Genomic DNA, 16,165 nt, shown 5'->3' on the forward strand with positions numbered 1-16,165 from the left:
TTTGACCGGGTAGGCTGCGACCGGAGTTCTACTGCGCGCCTTTTAGGCCAAAGAGGACGGCTTGTGAATGGCCGACCGGTGCGGGAAGACATAAGTTTGTCCGGCCGGGCCTACCGTCGGACTGCTTCATCCGCTTCAAACACCGAGAAGTCTTTCACGTTTTGAAATGAACGGTCACTTAAAATGACTTCCCATTAGGGGTCAGTGAGGTCATGTGATTATCGAAGCTCGTCTGAGCCACCGCTCGACGATCAAGGGACCAAAGAGTTGACTGCATGGAAAACCCGGTCGCATTGAACCGCATCGCCGAAAACAGCGTCTTTCGTAAAGGTGATGTTTTTGTCCTCTTCGGCGAACTATTCGGTCGCGGATATGCGACCGGCTTGCTCGACGAAGCCCGGCGGGCTGGAATGGAGATCGTGGGCATCACTGTCGGGCGGCGCGACGAGAACAACGCACTGCGGCCTCTGGACGCCGAGGAACTCTCTGCCGCCGAGGACCGACTGGGCGGCAGGATTATCAACATACCTCTGATGGCTGGCTTCGATCTCGACGCTCCAACAGGAGGCCCCACTCCGACGGATCTCCTCGCAACAATGACCCTGGAGAGCTGGGAACATGACAGGCTCGACTGGGACTACATCAAACAGTGCCGGGACATCGCCACCGCACGGTTCACGAATTCGCTCTCGCAGGTCATGGCCGTTCTCGACGGCATGATTGCCGACGGCCGCAATGTCTTCTTCGCCCATACAATGGCCGGCGGCATCCCGAAAGCGAAGGTATTCCTGGCTGTTGCCAATCGAATCTACAAGGGGCGCGGTCCCCGCCACATGTCGTCGCAAGCGCTGCTCGACAGCGACATGGGCAAGCTCATCCTGCAGAACTTCGACGAAGTCTCCGCAATCACCTTTCGACATCTTATCGACGTCAGCGCGGCGATCCGTGAGCGCGTAGAGGCATCTGGCGCTCAGGTCCGGTACACCGCCTACGGTTACCATGGAACGGCAATCCTGATTGACGGGAGCTATCGTTGGCAGACCTACACCAACTACACGCAAGGCTACGCTAAGATGCGGCTCGAACGCATCGCGCAAGAAGCCTGGGCATCGGGTGTCAAGGCAACCGTCTATAACTGTCCCGAAATCCGGACCAATTCCTCCGACGTATTCACGGGTATCGAACTTCCGCTAATACCGCTGCTGCTCGCCTTGCGGAAAGAGAACGGTGGCCAATGGGCAGAGGACCAATGGCAGGCATGTCAGGAGCTTCTGGCAGACGGCTTCACGATGAATGATGTGTTCCAAAAAATAGCCGATATGCAGGCCAACGAAGTCATGCGCCCGTTTTACGACTTCTCGGCGTGGCCGATGGCGAACAGCCAAGCGCAGGCCGATCTGACCATCAGCACGTCCAACGAGATCACGCAGATGCATCGGGACAGCAAGGCAATGATCAGCGACCTCCTGAGTGCTCTCGTGGTGGAGGCGACCGGGCAGCTGATTTTTGGCGCGTCCTCTGATCCCTCCGGCCCCATCCAGTGGCTCAACCACGATATCGTGGCGCGTCGACTTAACGCTTCCCACCTGCAAAGGTTGGCTCCGGCGCCGTTGGGCGCGCAAGGGGCGAAAGACTCTCAGTTTGAGTTGGCCTGAGAGCCTCCAATCTAGCTCGCTCCACTAGCCCAGCGACTTAAGGGCAGCTTTCCCCGGCAGATTCGAGCCTGCGACCCATCGGTTCGCGAAAAAATTGGAGAATCTGATTTCGGCGATTTCAGTCGTTTCCGGCGGTGAACAGATTGGCCTAATGACTCCGTCTTCCTTCGGCATCAACCTTGAGAAGACCGACCTCGTCCGGACGCACCATCCACGTCCGTCTCTGTTCCTGGAAAAGGCCGGTGCAAATGACGGCGTTAGCGACGAAGTCATTTCAATTCGTCGGGCAGAGGCGGAGTTCGCGCGCGATTGGCCGCGACAAAGGCATGGTCAATTGGGGATTGCTTGCCGTTCCGAACGCAGTCTCCGATCATGCATGCTCGACAGGAAATCGCCCGCAGGCACGCCCTCGCGAAACAGCGTCCACCTGAAGGGCCGGAACCCGATGCGGGTGCGGTCGGCAGAAAACGCACGCTCGGGCGGCAACTCAATCTCGATCGAAGGCAGCCCGCTGGCTATCTCTAATTCGAGGTGGCGCGTGCCCGCCACGCGCCGGCTGGCCGTGACGCGGCCGGCGAGAGAGTTATCGAAACCGTCGATGAGCTCCACGTCGTGCGGGCGGAAATAGAGGGTTGCGGGGCCGTCCGGTTCGTTCCCGGCACGAAGGCCGATCGGGCGGTCCTCGTGCCAGATTTCGCCATTGGCGAGGGTGACGTCGAGGCAGTTCGACTGGCCGATGAAGCCGTAGACGAAGGGCGAGACCGGATGGTCATAGATCTCGTCGGGCGTGCCGACCTGCTCGATCGCGCCCTTGCTCATCACGACGACGCGGTCGGCAAGCTCGAGTGCTTCCTCCTGGTCGTGGGTGACGAAGATCGTGGTGTGGCCGGTGCGGTCGTGGATTTCGCGTAGCCACCGCCTCAGCTCCTTGCGCACCTGCGCATCGAGCGCGCCGAAAGGCTCGTCGAGGAGCAGAACGTTGGGTTCGACGGCCATGGCGCGGGCGAGCGCGACGCGTTGGCGCTGCCCGCCGGAAAGCTGGGCCGGGTAGCGTTTCTCCAGCCCGGAGAGCTGCACCAGTTCCAGCAGGTCGAGGGCCCTGCGGCGGATGTCGGCAGCCGCCGGGCGCCGTTTGGCGGGCCGCACCTTCAGACCGAAGGCGACGTTGTCGAGCACCGTCATGTGGCGGAAAAGCGCGTAATGCTGGAAAACGAAGCCGATGTTGCGCTCCTGCACGGTCTTTTTCGACGCATCCTCGTCGCCGAAGAAAATCGTGCCTTCGGTCGGGCTTTCGAGCCCGGCGACCAGCCTCAGCAGCGTGGTCTTGCCGGAGCCGGAGGGGCCGAGGAGCGCGATCAGTTCACCCGACCGGATGTCGAGGGAAACGTCTTCGAGTGCGGGAAAGCGGCCGAATTCCTTGCGTATGTTCTGGACGCGGACTTCCATGGAGGTCTGGACCTTTCAGTGCCTGCGGCCCGCAGCGATCGAGTTGCAACGAGAAGCTTAACGCGCGACAGAGACATGAATCCACTCGACGCCGTGTATAGATCTGGCCGCAAGATTCCCCCATCGGCGAAAAATCTCGCCTGAGCTTCCTTCGAACCGCCGAATTCGTCAATCGTGTCCAGCTCGAGACCGGCGAAGCGTGGGTGATCCCTGCGATAGGTAAGCTTGGGCCAGGGCCTGTTGAGAGTCGGGATATCCGCCGGGGCCTGTTTGATCTCCTCATGTGAGGAATGAGGAGAACTGCAGTCCTCCGATAGGTTTCCTACAGCGCCGCGCGTCTGATCAGACGCGCAAAGGTTCAAACGGCAATCTTGTGGCAAACATCGCCTTAGAGATGGTCGAGATAGGCTTCCGCCACCTTGCGCGTGCCTATCGTCCCGGCTTGTAGATCTGGTCGAAAATCCCGTGGTCGGCGAAGAACTTCGGCTGCGCTTCCTTCCAGCCGCCGAAGTCGTCGATGGTCACCAGTTTCACCTGACCTAAGCGGGCGACGTCCGCAGGGTCGGCCAGCTCGGGCTTGTAGGGGCGGTAGTAGTGCTTGGCCGCAAGCCGCTGACCGACGTCGCCGTAGAGATATTGGAGATAGGCTTCCGCCACCTTGCGCGTGCCCTTGGCCCCGGCATTGCCGTCGATCAGCGCTACAGGCGGCTCGGCCTTTATCGAAATCGAAGGGGTGACAATCTCGAAATGGTCCGGGCCGAGTTCCTCCAGCGAAAGGTAGGCTTCGTTTTCCCAGGCGAGCAGCACGTCGCCGAAACCACGCTGCACGAAGGTAGTCAGCGCCTCCCATGCGCCGGTATTGAGAAAGTGCGCATGCTCCTGAAAGAGCTGTGCCACGTATTCCTGCGCCTTGGCGTCGTCGCCGCCATTGGCAGCCCGCGCCCAAGCCCAAGCGGCGAGGAAGTTCCAGCGAGCGCCGCCTGAGGTCTTCGGATTGGGCGTAATCACCTGGACGTCGTCCTTCACGAGGTCGTTCCAGTCCTTTATGCCCTTTGGATTGCCCTTTCGAACGAGAAAGACGATTGTCGAGGTGTAGGGGGCACTGTTGTTTGCGAGGCGGCTTTTCCAGTCAGCGGGTATCTTGCCGGTTGCTTCGACTATCGCGTCGATGTCGGCTTCCAGGGCGAGCGTGACCACATCTGCGTCGAGGCCCTCTATCACCAATCGCGCCTGCCTTCCGGAACCACCATGAGACATATGGATGGTCACCGTCTCGCCGGTATCGGCTCTCCATTTCTCCGCGAAAGCCGTATTGAAGTCTTTGTACAATTTCCGCGTAGCATCATAGGAAACGTTCAGGATAGTGACGTCGGCTGCAGTGAATCCGATAGCGCCTAACTGCAAGATTCCCGCCAGCAGCAGGATCTTCACGACTCCGGTACGCCTGCTCGCTCCCATTTTTCAGACTCCATCCTCGTCAATGAACATACACTCCGAATGGTTTACGCAACATTCTGACGAAGTAAGCGAAGAAATAGCGCACTCGGCCCTGCGGGCCCGATTGAGCTTCATCCTCACTGCATTCTGGACGCTATGTCGCCGGCAACAGCTCTCGCCTGTACCCGGATATCCGGTACCGCGGTGATTTCCCAGAACTGGCCGGCCGTCAAAGCACCGACGGCGTAGAGTCCCCGCCGCGGCACTTCATTCAAATCAAGGACGCGTGCATTCCTGTCGACCGAAAGGCCAAGCCCGAGCTCGTCCTCCGTAATCAACCCCTGACGCTGCATTTTGCGAAGCAGGGGCGAGTGCGCCACACCGGCGCGCTCCATGCCGGTGCAGTTGACCATCCAATCTGTTTGGAAAGTGATATGGCGCCGGCTTCGCCTCTCGATATAGGTGACCGATGCCCCGTGCGCGCCTTCCCCGATCGCTTGGAGGAAGCCGGCATGGACCGTCACGACGCCATCCTTTCTCAGGGAATTGACCTTCGAAAATACCTCCGGAGCAATCCGATGGCGATGAATGTTCCACCATGGCAGGCCGTGACGCAGAAACCGGGCTCTTTGGCCCTTCGACAGTTCCTGCCAGAGCCTTTGTGTCATCGGTCTGAGGCCGTCCATCAGGCCACGCCAGTCTGCGCCGGCGCGAACCTGACGGCGGAATCCCGCAAGCAAGGCGCTGATCTCGCGTGACGGGGGGAACTCGGGCCGGACTTCCGGCGCCCGCTCGCCGGCTCGAGCATGCATATGCGGGAGCAGACCGCGGCGCGAAAGCACACGAATGGGTCCCCGATGGCCGTGGACGCGTAATGCGAGCACCTGGTCTAGCATTGTCAGGCCTGACCCCAGGATGCAGATCTTATCGCCCTGGCCAACCTTTGAGAGCCAGTTCAGCCGCCAAGGGTTGCGCACAATACAGCGTTCCACGCTGGGGTCGACCTTCCCCCGTTCGACCGGCAGGTCGGCATTGCCGATGCCGAGACAAAGCACGACATTTCGCGCGCTCAGCTTGGCGCCATTGTCGAGATGGAAGACAAGACCCGCCTCCCCGCAATGGACGCAGCTCGCCGCCTTCGCCCTGAGGAAATCAACTCCTGCACGCCGGTCTCGGTCGCGTAAGAGCGTTGCGAGCCGGTCGCGCAGGTAGAGACCGTAGTCGCCACGCGTGCCGAAGCCGTCCGGCGAGGTCTGGCGCCCGTTTTGTTCAAGCCATTCGACGAAGTCGTCGGGCGCGTCGGGATAAACGCTCATGCCGCCGGCAGCGACGTTCAGTCTGTGAATATAGAACTCCGTCCGGTAGGCGGTACCTCTTCCGAAGCCCGGGTCATCGCCGACGATTGCTATCGAGGCAGATGCCGGAAGCATGCGGAGAAGATGGATCGTCACCGCGATCGCTGAAAATCCCGAACCGACAACAGCGACATCATAACGCAATGGCGCCTCCTTGATCCGTCTTCGTCCATCGCCGATGGCCTCACCATGTGCTTAGAAGATCATATCTACAGATAAAGTCAATTTCGGGCTGGGCCCTCGCGGCGCAGAATAGGTGCGGGGACTCTTATCGACCTCGCCTTCCCACGCATCAGCGCCTGGACGCAATCCGGGCGCTGCCCGCGACAGGTTTGAAAGAAAGTTCTCACCTGCTGGTCCGAAAATTGAGATTCGCTTATCTCTACTAAATCTATGGATTAGAGCATCTTGTATAAAGGTGGCGATTGCCGCTGAATGACACGCAGGAGAGCAAGAATGAACATCCATCGCAGAACCCTCGCGACCTTGACCGCCGGCGCCGTTCTGGCAATCGCGGTACCCGTTTCCACCGCCTTCTCGGCAGACGTGACGCTTAATATCGGATACCAGCCGATCGTGGAACCGTCGCGCGTTCCCCAGGCGGACGGCACCTATGAGAAGGCCACCGGCGCCAAGATCAACTGGCAGAAGTTCGACGGCGGCGCGGATGTCATTGCGGCGATCGCTTCGGGCTCGCTCGATATCGGTTATGTCGGCTCCTCGCCCTTGGCGGCCGCCGCCAGCCGCGAACTGCCGATCGAAACCGTCGCGATTGTCGGCCTGATCAGCGAGGCTGAAGCCCTTGCCGTGCGCGGCATCGACAAGCCCGACGGACTCGCCGGCAAGAAGATCGCGACCCCGTTTGTCTCGACAGCCCATTATAGCCTGCTGACCGCCTTGAAACATTGGAACATCGATCCGAAATCCGTCGAGATCCTCAATCTGCGCCCGCCGGAAATCGCGGCCGCCTGGTCGCGCGGTGATATCGACGGCGCCTATGTCTGGGATCCGGTTCTCGCCGAGATAAAGAAAGACGGCACCGTCCTGGCGACATCCGCCGACGTCGGCAACTGGGGCGGCCCGACCTTCGACGCGTGGATCGTCAGCAAGAAATTCGCGGACTCGCACCCGGACGTGGTCGCGGCATTCGCCAAGATAACGGGAGATGCAACGGCTTCCTACCGCGCCAATCCCGAGGCTTGGAACGCCACGTCCCCGGAAGCCGAGAAGATCGCGCGGCTGACCGGCGCCAAGCAGGAAGAGGTCCCGGCACTTCTCAAGGGCTACACCTTTCCGACCCTCGAAGAACAGGCCAGCGCCGGCCTCCTGGGCGGCGGCACGTTGAAAGCCGTCGAAGCAACCGCAGCCTTCCTCAAGGAGCAGGGCAAGATTCCGGAGGTCCTTGCGAATTACAGCGCCTATGTCTCGCCCCGGTGGGTGAAGGAAGCCGCCAAGCTTTCCTTCTGAGACCCCGCGCCGAGCGAAGCGACGCGGTCTCCCTGGACCGCGTCCTCGTATTTCGAGGAGCACGCCATGAGCCAGCTATCATTCAACGAGGTGAGCCTCGTCTATCCGCCCCGCGATCGCCACGCCGCATCGCAACTGGTGCTGGACCGGGTCACTGTCTCCCTCACGACGGGCGAATTTGTCGTGGTTATCGGACGGTCCGGCTCCGGCAAGACCAGCCTTCTCAACCTCGCTGCCGGTTTTCTGGAGCCAACTGGCGGGACTGTGAAGCTCGACGGGAAAACCGTCGAGGGACCTGGCGCCGAACGCGCCGTGGTTTTTCAGGACGACGCGCTCTATCCCTGGCTGGACGCCCGCGATAACGTCGCTTTTCCCTTGAGGCTCAAGGGCGTAGGCGAGCGGGAGCGCCGCGCGCGAGCCGACGAGCTTCTCGAGCTCGTGGGCCTCTCAGCCGCGGGAAAACGCCGGGTGTGGGAACTTTCGGGTGGTATGCGTCAGCGCGTCGGAATCGCGCGTGCGCTTGCCGCCGAACCCCGTTTCCTCCTGCTGGACGAGCCGCTCGGCGCGCTCGATGCGCTGACGCGCAGCAGGATGCAGACCTTCCTTCTGGATGTCTGGGCGAAGAGCCGGTCCGGCGCGCTGCTGATCACCCATAGTATCGACGAGGCACTTCTCCTCGCCACGCGTATTGTTGTGCTCTCACCGAATCCCGGCCGGCTTGCGGCCGATATCACCAGCAGCTTTACCGCCGATATTCTCGCCGGGACCCCGGCGAACGTGGTGCGCTCGTCGCCCGCCTTCAAGCGCCTGCATGATGATGTGACCGGCTTCATCAACTCCGTTACCCGGGAAGAGGAGCTTGCCGCATGACGCTCACGACCGATCAGGAAGAGTCCTGCCGCTACAATCCCGATGCAAATGCAACCGAGCCGGGCCGGGCGCCCATTCGAACAAGGCCGGTGCCGATTTTCCTGATTTCACTTCTGACGGTGGTCGGCCTCGTGGGGAGCTGGGCGGCGGCGACCTCGGCCGAGCTCGTCTCGCCCGTGTTCTTGCCCTCTCCGGCCGTCGTCGCCGTATCCCTTTGGAACCTTGTTTCGGTGGGCTTTGTCGATTCGACCTTGCTGGAGCATGTACTGGCAAGCCTCGGACGCGTGCTCGGCGGCCTCGCCGTTTCTGTTGTGATCGGCGTGCCTGCCGGGCTTGCGATCGGCACAAGTCGCGTCGGCCGGGGCATCCTTGACCCGATCGTCGAATTTCTGCGGCCGCTGCCGCCTCTGGCCTATCTGCCCTTGATCATCATCTGGGTCGGCATCGGCGAGGCCTCCAAAGTGACCGTCATCGCCCTATCGATGCTGCCATCGATAATTATCTCGACGGCATCCGGTGTCCGCTGCGTACCAAAGGACCACATTAACGCGGCCCGTGCCTTCGGAGCCACCAAGCGGCAGGTAACGCTTCATGTGATCCTGCCCTCCGCCCTGCCCTCGATCCTGACAGGTACGAAAATCGCTCTCGGCGCGGGGTGGTCGACGCTCGTTGCTGCGGAACTCGTGGCCGCCACCCGAGGGCTCGGTTTCATGATCCAGTCGGCGGCGCAGTTCCTCGTCACCGATGTGGTGATCGCGGGCATCGCCGTTATCGCGTTGATCGCCATACTCCTTGAAATCGCAGCGCGTGCCCTCGAACGGTGGCTGGCGCCCTGGGCTTCGGCAAACTGAGCCCCAACCGGGTATGAACGGTGCCGCCGGCGAAGTTCCGGACTGGGGCGCCGCCGACGCTTCCCGACATCAGCGATCACGCCGGCTCGAGGCTCATCAAGCACCACATTGTGCCGCCCTATGGAGGCGGCAGGCTGCCGAGGGGCGTGTGGCCGCAAACTCCGGCAGAACGGTTTGCCTCAGCTTGTTCTCAGTTCGAACTCGAAATCATACTCGACGGCCCAACTTTCATTCTCGTCTTCAATGTTGAACATCATCGAGAGGTGAACGTGGCAGAGCGCAAGAAGCATACAGTAGTGAGCTCTGGTATCTCCGGGCTGGACGAAATCCTCCGCGGCGGCTTGCCAGCATCAAATTTCTACATCGTCCAGGGCGCACCGGGGTCGGGCAAGACGACCGCGGCCCTGCAATTCATACGACGGCGACACGCTGGAAATCGGCGCCGCCGTGCACTGCAGAAGCGGCGATTGACCCCCTCCAGGTCGACGGTTGGCGGCGGCGCCACCGCGAGCGGTGGGTCTGCCACGAGCAGTTCCTCATCCTCGGTGACGAGCGGGGTCCTCCGGTGGAGAGAGCTTTGCTACCGCTAGCGTGACCCGCCCCGACGGCACGACCATCACGCGCCGGTCGGATGGAACCTGCGCAATCATCAAGCCGAAGAAATGAAAGGAGCCGTGATGCTTCGAAGAACGATTTTTGCATTTTTCGTCGTCGCGTCGGCAACGGCCGCCTTCGTGCCAGCAGACGCTCAGGAGTGCGATGCGGCCGGAACCGTCGGATCTGGCGGAAGTGCTACGGCCGGTGGCACCTCAGCCAGCACGATCGGAACGGCGGGCACATGCAGAACCGATGACGGAACGACGTCATCGATTGGCGCAGGCGGAAGCGCAGCAACCTCGGAAGGAAAGGCGAAGAGCCAGACGAAGATAAACGACAATCCCTCCCAATTGCAGGGACGATCAAAGGCTCAGGCCATGGACAAAGGAACATTCAGCAAGTCACAGACCAAGACCAAGGTTACGGACGACGGATTGCAGAGCCGGACGAAGTCCATGTCCCATGTTCCGGGCGAAAAGCCCGTCAAGAGCAAGACGAAAACATTGATTCCGTTGCCGCAGCAAGAGTGACTATGGTAAAGGTCTTAAGGCAGGCCGCCAAGGGAAACCTTTTACTCACGGGCGCGGTCATTTTGGCCTGACGTTTGGGGCGTTTCGAGTTGGCGCAAGACCTTGTAACGCATTGAAAATTGCCGCGGCCTAACCCGCCAACCGTGTGCCTTTCTACATCGGCCGGTCGATCGCCGCATCTTTGCTCGCAGCGGTCGACCGGGCCCTTGGCCCCGGTTTGTGGCCTCATCCCTCGCTGAGGATGAGACCCTTCGTCAGTTCCAGCGCCTGTCTTTCGAAGAGACTGCGATAGATGCCGCCCTTGACGCGGATGAGCGCCCCGTGGTCGCCTTCTTCCGCAATGCGGCCGCGATCGAAGACCAGAAGGCGGTCCAGCGCACGCACGGTGGAAAGCCGGTGTGCGACCACGAGCGTGGTGCGCCCCGTCATCAGCCGTTCCATCGCCTGCTGGATCAGCACCTCGGACTCCGAATCGAGGCTCGACGTCGCCTCGTCCAGGATGAGGATGGGTGCATCCGCCAGAAAGGCGCGGGCAATCGCCACCCGCTGGCGCTCGCCGCCCGAAAGCTTCACGCCACGTTCGCCGACCAGCGTCCCATAGCCCTTTGGCAGCGCGGCGATGAAGTCATGCGCGCTCGCAAGCCTTGCCGCCTCCTCGATGTCGCGTTGCGTCGCTCCCGGCCGTGCGTAGGCGATATTCTCGGCAAGCGAGCGGTGAAACAGGATCGGCTCCTGCTGCACGATGGCGATCTGCTGGCGCAGCGACGCCTGGGTGAAGTCGGCGATATTCTGCCCGTCGATGCGGATCTCACCGGCATTCAAATCATGGAGACGCTGTATCAGCTTGATGAACGTCGTCTTGCCCGAACCGGAATGCCCGACGAGACCGACACGCTCGCCGGCCGCGATATTGACCGAGAAGCCCTCGTAGAGAGGCGCGCGATGCGCCCCGTAATGGAAGGTCACATCGCGGAACTCGATCTCGCCCTCGGTGATGCGGATGGGCTTTGCGCCCGGCCGGTCCTCGACGCCGAGCGGCTGGCCGTGAATGGCGACGAGCTCCTCCATGTCGTTGATCGACCGCTGCAGGTTGCGGATATGCATGCCCACCTCCCGCAGATAGCCCTGCAGGATGAAGAACGAGGTGAGCACGAAGGTTATGTCGCCTGCGGTCGCCTGCCCTCTCGCCCACAGCAGGAGGGCAAAGCCGATCACGGCCGCGCGCAGGACGAGCAGCATTGCGCCCTGCGCCGTACCGTTGAGCGTGCCGCGCGACCAGGTGCGCCGCGTCCGGTTTTCCCATTTACGGAGAACCTTGGCGAGACGCGCGTCCTCGCGCCCTTCCGCACCGAAGGCCTTGACGACGGTATTGCAGCTGACCGCATCGGCGAGCGCCCCGCCAAGCCGCGTGTCCCAGCTGTTGGCAAGGCTCGCCATCGGCGCCACGTAGCCGAGCGAAAGGGAAACGGTGACGGCGATGAAGGCGATCGAGCCGAGCCCGATGATCACCCCCATCATCGGCCAGTACCAGGCCATCAGCGCCGTGGAGCCGACCAGCATGACGATAGAAGGGAAAAGCGCGACGAGGAGCGTATCGTTCAAGAGATCGAGCGCCCACATGCCGCGCGTCACCTTGCGGACCGTCGAACCGGCGAAGCTGTTGGCGTGCCAGTCACTGGAGAACCGCTGGATGTGATGAAAGGCGGCCGCGGCGATATCCGACATCATCTTCAGCGTGAGGCTGACGATACCCATGAAGGTCACATGCCTGAGGATGATGGCACCGAACGACAGGGCCATCAGCATCAAGAAGGCCGCCATCGCTGCATTCCAGGCGACCTCGTCGCTCGCCGCACCTGAAATCACCGCGTCGACCAGCCGGCCGGAGTAGAGCGGCGTAAGCACATCGGCGAGCGTCGAAAGCAGCACGGTCAACAGAAGAGCCGCGAGCCGCACCGGCTGCTTCTTCCAATGGGCCCAGGAGAATCGAAAAACGCTACGGAAGGCGCGGTTGCGCGCCGTGAAACGAGTAAATGCCATAGGTGCTGCCCGGTGACGAGCGCACCGGCCTCAATATTTCGAAAGCATGAAAATGCCGTTGAGGAAAGGGTCAGAACGGCATCAGCGGATCGCCGGCTTCTAAGAAGAAGCGGTGGGGCGATGACAATTCCTGCCTGCTGCGAAGAAGCGCGAACGCTTGCGTCACAGGGTCAGGATCGTGGATCCGCCCCGTAGGGAGAAGAAAATGCCTGCATCGTAACCTCCCTGATCTGATTGCCGAAGGACCGCTTATAGTTGAGGTCCCCACGGACGCCAAGCGTCAATATTGTATTTTCCCGCAAGCAGAGCCGGCGTGCTGCAAGTTTGCAACAGTTTGCCTAACATTCCGCTTAATGCGCAGATGCCATGCGGCATCCAGGATTGAACGTCGGTGCAGTCCGCGCTTCCCCGCCGCGAAGCTGTTGAATATGCCGCGATTTTGCAGAACTTTCATATTCTGTTGGAAATTTCGCCGCTATTCATTGCGAAGCCTGCTCTGTCGAATTTCAGAAATCACCCTCAGAGGTTGCCCGTGCAGAACAACAACATTCTCGTGGTCGGCGGCGCCGGCTATATCGGCTCGCATACCTGCCTTCAGCTTGCGGCAAAGGGTTACCAACCCGTCGTCTACGACAACCTCTCCAACGGCCACGAGGAATTCGTCAAGTGGGGCGTTCTCGAAAAGGGCGATATTCGTGACAGGCAGCGTCTTGACGAGGTTCTTGCGCGGCACAAGCCGCGGGCGATCCTGCACTTCGCGGCGATGATCGAGGTGGGCGAGTCGGTCAAGGACCCGGCCGCCTTCTATGACAACAACGTCATCGGCACGCTGACCCTTTTGTCTGCGGCGCTTGCCGCGGGCATCGACGCCTTCGTCTTCTCATCGACGTGCGCGACCTACGGACTGCCCGACAGCGTACCGATGGACGAGAGCCATAAGCAGGCGCCGATCAATCCCTATGGCCGCACCAAGTGGATCTGCGAGCAGGCGCTGAAGGACTACGGTCTCTACAAGGGCCTGCGCTCGGTCATCCTGCGCTACTTCAATGCCGCGGGTGCCGACTTCGAGGGCCGCATCGGCGAATGGCATGAGCCGGAAACCCATGCGATCCCGCTCGCGATCGATGCGGCACTTGGGCGGCGCGAGGGCTTCAAGGTCTTCGGGACCGACTACGACACGCGCGACGGAACGTGCGTGCGGGACTATATCCACGTCCTCGATCTGGCGGATGCCCATGTGCGTGCGGTCGACTATCTCCTGGAGGGCGGCGAGAGCGTCGCGCTCAATCTCGGGACCGGCACCGGTACGACGGTGAAGGAACTGCTGGACGCGATCGAAAAAGTGGCCAAGCGACCGTTCAACATCGGTTACGCCGAGCGGCGCGAAGGCGATTCGACCACGCTTGTCGCCAACAATGACAAGGCGCGTCAGGTTCTAGGCTGGGAGCCGCAATACGATCTCGCAGCGATTACCGAATCGGCATGGAACTGGCACTCGCGCAGAAATCAAGGCGGCTGACTTTCCCGACCAGCGACCGTGGCTGCCGGAACGATGGGCAGCCCGGTCTTCTTTCCAAACCGTTCAGACTTTTCGTGGAGGCGCTCTATTCGGCCGCTCGGCCTGCCAGGCCTGCCGTGACTCGCCGGGCGCCGCCGCGCCGCAGCAGCGGGCGCTCGAGCATCATGTAAGCGGCGATGCCTATGAGCGTTCCCGAAAAAACCGCTGCGAACATCGTTGCGGGCGCGCCGAGACCGATGGCAAGTCCTGCCTTCGCCACGACCGAAATCGCAAAAGTGTGCCAGAGATAAATCGAATAGGAGGCGTCGCCGAGTAGCCCCGGCAGCGACAGCGCCCGCACGCAGCCGTTCGCCTCCAGAGAGAGCACGCCAATGACGAGCAGCACCGCCAGCGGCCCGGTCGTCAGTTCGTCGAATGGGAGACCGAGCACACCGATGAGAGCGAAGCCGCCGAGCGAGCAGGCGAACAGCGCGGAACCGACGGCGAGTGGCGGCACCCTGCCCTTCAACCAGAACTCGCCGATGATCATGCCGGCGACGAATTCCAGAATGACCGGCCGCGTATAGGTCAGCATAACCGCATCGTCGAAGGCGGCTACGCGGCCGGCGATCACCAACGCAAGGAACAACCCCGAGACGACGGGGAGCCGCCAGTTGCGCGGCATGAACAGCGAGCCGGCGAAGACCGCGTAGAAGAGCATCTCGAAATTGAGCGTCCAGCCCTGCACGAGCACAGGCCAAATCTCTCCACTGCTCGGCGAGCGCGCGGGCACGAAGAACAGCGACGCCAGAACATGTTCCAGTGTCAGCACCAGATTGGGGAACAGACCCGCCAGTGCCCCCGCGACCATCACCGCAGTCGCGAGCCAATAGACCGGCACGATGCGGCGGGCACGATCGGCGATGAATTCCACGGGTGTCACGGACCTGCGATCGCTGATGACCCACATGATGAAGCCGCTGATGACGAAAAAGACATCGACGCCGGCGGCTCCGATCGTGAAATGATGGCCGGTCTTTTCCGCCGCGTGGAAGAGCACAACGGCGATTGCCGCCGCCGCGCGAAGATATTGAATGCCGTGGATCGTCTTCAACGGCTGTCTCCCGGCCGCGGCATCATCGGGCCGAAAGACCGCCCGTAGGGCGCCGGATCGAGCCCTGCCGGCCAGAGCAGCGTCGCTGCCCGCCGGCGGCGCGGGATCGTCAGTTTGCCGGCCGTGAAGTACAGGAGGAAGGACCCGACGTGGTAGGGGGTGAGAATATCGATTTCGACGAAGGCACGCACGAAGAGCAGCGCGCCGACACCGAAGAGTACCATCGACTCCGGATCGCGATCCTCCGAAAGCAGGCGCTTCAACTGTCCGAAGAACGCTGTGACCAGCACCATGGTAAGCAGGATCAGGCCGATCAAGCCCGTCTCGACGACCGCTTCGATGAAGGTGTTGTGGAAATGGAAGCCGGCGCGCGAACCGATATAGAACTCCTCCCATAGCCGCTCGGCTTCGGAGAAACCCTGCACCCAATAGGCCTGATAGCCGACGCCGACGAGTGGCGACGCCTTCGCCGCCTCGATGCCCTGCTGCCAGAGATAGGTGCGCCCGGTGAGCGTCGAATCCTTGCCGAAGGCGCCGAGGATCAGATCGACGCCACCGGCATAGATCATCGCGACGGCGGCAACGCCGCCGAACACCGATGAGGCAATGAAGAGGAGCTTCCTGCTCGCGGGACGCAAGGCCGTGATCGCCCGCATCCCGAGGCAAAGACCGATGACGGCCGCAGTCGTCAACACGGAGGTCGCCGATTGCGACGTCAGCAGGCAATAGGCGGCAATCAATCCGGCACACCCTGCCGCGCCCATCCACAGCCCCTTCTCCCCGAGCACAAACACGGCCGCGAAGGCGAAATAGATGCCGAGCGAGGCGTAGAAGCCCAACTGGTTCTTCGACGCGAATGCTCCAACGAAGCTGTAGGTGCCGTCCAGCGGATCGTAATGATAGGTACCGAAGAGCAGCGAATAGAGGAGCACGATTGCGGCGCCCGCAATCATGCCGCGCGTCAGCGTGCGGATGTCGATCGTGCGCATTGCGATGAGCGCACAGACGACATGGCTCAGATACTGTATTCCGGTGCGCAGCGACAAGGACGGGGCCGCCGACCAGAAGATCGTAATGCAGGCGAAGATGGTGAAGGCGAATATCCAGAGATAGCTGGCGTAGTTGCCGAGAACCTTGCGGTAGTCGACGAGGACGAGCGGCAGCCACAGGCCATAATAGGCGAGGATGGAAACCTGTCCGAAACGCGCCGAATAGGCAAAGACGAAGAGCGACAAGGCCAGGGCGAAGATGCCGTAGACTTCATTCGCTCCAGGTCTGACAAGGCTCGCCTTGGATATCCTCATG

The 16,165-nt window shown here is 61.5% G+C and carries 12 protein-coding genes and 2 pseudogenes; 8 read left to right on the plus strand and 6 right to left on the minus strand.

The features are described 5' to 3' along the window. The first annotated feature begins 275 nt into the window (after positions 1-275). Entirely contained in the window at positions 276-1,655 is a 1,380-nt protein-coding gene (locus tag PZL22_RS01510; RefSeq protein ID WP_284718417.1) for an enoyl ACP reductase FabMG family protein, read from the plus strand. 330 nt (positions 1,656-1,985) lie between these two features. On the opposite strand, the gene PZL22_RS01515 is transcribed toward PZL22_RS01510, so the two are convergent. From PZL22_RS01515 to PZL22_RS01525, 3 genes are all read right to left on the minus strand, one after another. Further along, positions 1,986-3,101, minus strand: a complete 1,116-nt coding sequence (locus PZL22_RS01515; RefSeq protein WP_284718418.1) for a sulfate/molybdate ABC transporter ATP-binding protein — start codon at positions 3,099-3,101, stop codon at positions 1,986-1,988. A gap of 429 nt (positions 3,102-3,530) precedes the next feature. Then, positions 3,531-4,559 carry a sulfate ABC transporter substrate-binding protein gene (locus PZL22_RS01520; protein WP_004434969.1) on the minus strand — a complete coding sequence of 343 codons (1,029 nt, stop codon included), beginning with the start codon at positions 4,557-4,559 and terminating at the stop codon, positions 3,531-3,533. A 116-nt stretch (positions 4,560-4,675) separates the two neighbouring features. After that, the gene (locus PZL22_RS01525; RefSeq protein WP_284718419.1) at positions 4,676-6,037 is read right to left on the minus strand and encodes an FAD/NAD(P)-binding protein; all 1,362 of its coding nucleotides are present in this window, start codon (positions 6,035-6,037) and stop codon (positions 4,676-4,678) included. 312 nt (positions 6,038-6,349) lie between these two features. On the opposite strand from PZL22_RS01525, the gene tauA reads away from it, so the two are divergent. The 6 genes and pseudogenes from tauA to PZL22_RS01555 all read left to right on the plus strand — a co-directional run bounded on the left by tauA (position 6,350) and on the right by PZL22_RS01555 (position 10,208). Then, a complete protein-coding gene (gene tauA / locus PZL22_RS01530) occupies positions 6,350-7,360 on the plus strand; it encodes a taurine ABC transporter substrate-binding protein (protein ID WP_004434966.1) in 1,011 nt (336 codons plus the stop codon). A 66-nt stretch (positions 7,361-7,426) separates the two neighbouring features. After that, on the plus strand, positions 7,427-8,230 hold the full coding sequence (locus tag PZL22_RS01535; protein WP_004434964.1) for a taurine ABC transporter ATP-binding protein: 804 nt from the start codon (positions 7,427-7,429) through the stop codon (positions 8,228-8,230). Continuing rightward, complete coding sequence (locus PZL22_RS01540; protein WP_004434962.1) at positions 8,227-9,081, plus strand: ABC transporter permease subunit; 855 nt, start codon at positions 8,227-8,229, stop codon at positions 9,079-9,081. Before PZL22_RS01535 ends, PZL22_RS01540 begins: the two co-directional genes overlap by 4 nt. 269 nt (positions 9,082-9,350) lie before the next feature. Further along, a pseudogene (locus PZL22_RS01545) lies at positions 9,351-9,500 on the plus strand (ATPase domain-containing protein); the annotation flags it as partial. A 57-nt stretch (positions 9,501-9,557) separates the two neighbouring features. Next, positions 9,558-9,747, plus strand: a pseudogene (locus tag PZL22_RS01550) (hypothetical protein); the annotation flags it as partial. An 11-nt stretch (positions 9,748-9,758) separates the two neighbouring features. Further along, positions 9,759-10,208 (plus strand): hypothetical protein, encoded by a 450-nt coding sequence (locus PZL22_RS01555; protein ID WP_004434958.1) that lies wholly within the window; start codon positions 9,759-9,761, stop codon positions 10,206-10,208. A gap of 225 nt (positions 10,209-10,433) precedes the next feature. On the opposite strand, the gene PZL22_RS01560 is transcribed toward PZL22_RS01555, so the two are convergent. Continuing rightward, positions 10,434-12,248 carry an ABC transporter ATP-binding protein gene (locus PZL22_RS01560; RefSeq protein WP_004434956.1) on the minus strand — a complete coding sequence of 605 codons (1,815 nt, stop codon included), beginning with the start codon at positions 12,246-12,248 and terminating at the stop codon, positions 10,434-10,436. Between the two features lie 532 nt (positions 12,249-12,780). On the opposite strand from PZL22_RS01560, the gene galE reads away from it, so the two are divergent. Continuing rightward, positions 12,781-13,767: a UDP-glucose 4-epimerase GalE gene (gene galE / locus PZL22_RS01565; RefSeq protein WP_010975903.1), complete on the plus strand. Its 987-nt coding sequence runs from the start codon at positions 12,781-12,783 to the stop codon at positions 13,765-13,767. A gap of 85 nt (positions 13,768-13,852) precedes the next feature. On the opposite strand, the gene exoZ is transcribed toward galE, so the two are convergent. Both exoZ and PZL22_RS01575 read right to left on the minus strand, forming a co-directional pair. After that, positions 13,853-14,860, minus strand: coding sequence for an exopolysaccharide production protein ExoZ (gene exoZ / locus PZL22_RS01570; RefSeq protein WP_004434950.1), 1,008 nt, complete (start codon positions 14,858-14,860; stop codon positions 13,853-13,855). Next, positions 14,857-16,164, minus strand: a complete 1,308-nt coding sequence (locus PZL22_RS01575; RefSeq protein WP_004434947.1) for an O-antigen ligase family protein — start codon at positions 16,162-16,164, stop codon at positions 14,857-14,859. The genes exoZ and PZL22_RS01575 overlap by 4 nt, the downstream gene beginning before the upstream one ends. Position 16,165: the final 1 nt, after the last annotated feature.

The organism is Ensifer meliloti, from assembly GCF_030064585.1.
In the GTDB taxonomy this organism is placed as follows: Bacteria; Pseudomonadota; Alphaproteobacteria; order Rhizobiales; family Rhizobiaceae; genus Sinorhizobium; species Sinorhizobium meliloti.

Excerpts from the sequence above, each read along its gene's own strand:
- tauA (WP_004434966.1), top strand. The coding sequence starts at position 6,350 with ATGAACATCCATCGCAGAACCCTCGCGACCTTGACCGCCGGCGCCGTT.
- PZL22_RS01575 (WP_004434947.1), bottom strand. The coding sequence starts at position 16,164 with ATGAGGATATCCAAGGCGAGCCTTGTCAGACCTGGAGCGAATGAAGTC.
- PZL22_RS01555 (WP_004434958.1), top strand. The coding sequence starts at position 9,759 with ATGCTTCGAAGAACGATTTTTGCATTTTTCGTCGTCGCGTCGGCAACG.
- PZL22_RS01560 (WP_004434956.1), bottom strand. The coding sequence starts at position 12,248 with ATGGCATTTACTCGTTTCACGGCGCGCAACCGCGCCTTCCGTAGCGTT.
- PZL22_RS01520 (WP_004434969.1), bottom strand. The coding sequence starts at position 4,559 with ATGGGAGCGAGCAGGCGTACCGGAGTCGTGAAGATCCTGCTGCTGGCG.
- PZL22_RS01510 (WP_284718417.1), top strand. The coding sequence starts at position 276 with ATGGAAAACCCGGTCGCATTGAACCGCATCGCCGAAAACAGCGTCTTT.
- PZL22_RS01535 (WP_004434964.1), top strand. The coding sequence starts at position 7,427 with ATGAGCCAGCTATCATTCAACGAGGTGAGCCTCGTCTATCCGCCCCGC.
- PZL22_RS01540 (WP_004434962.1), top strand. The coding sequence starts at position 8,227 with ATGACGCTCACGACCGATCAGGAAGAGTCCTGCCGCTACAATCCCGAT.
- PZL22_RS01515 (WP_284718418.1), bottom strand. The coding sequence starts at position 3,101 with ATGGAAGTCCGCGTCCAGAACATACGCAAGGAATTCGGCCGCTTTCCC.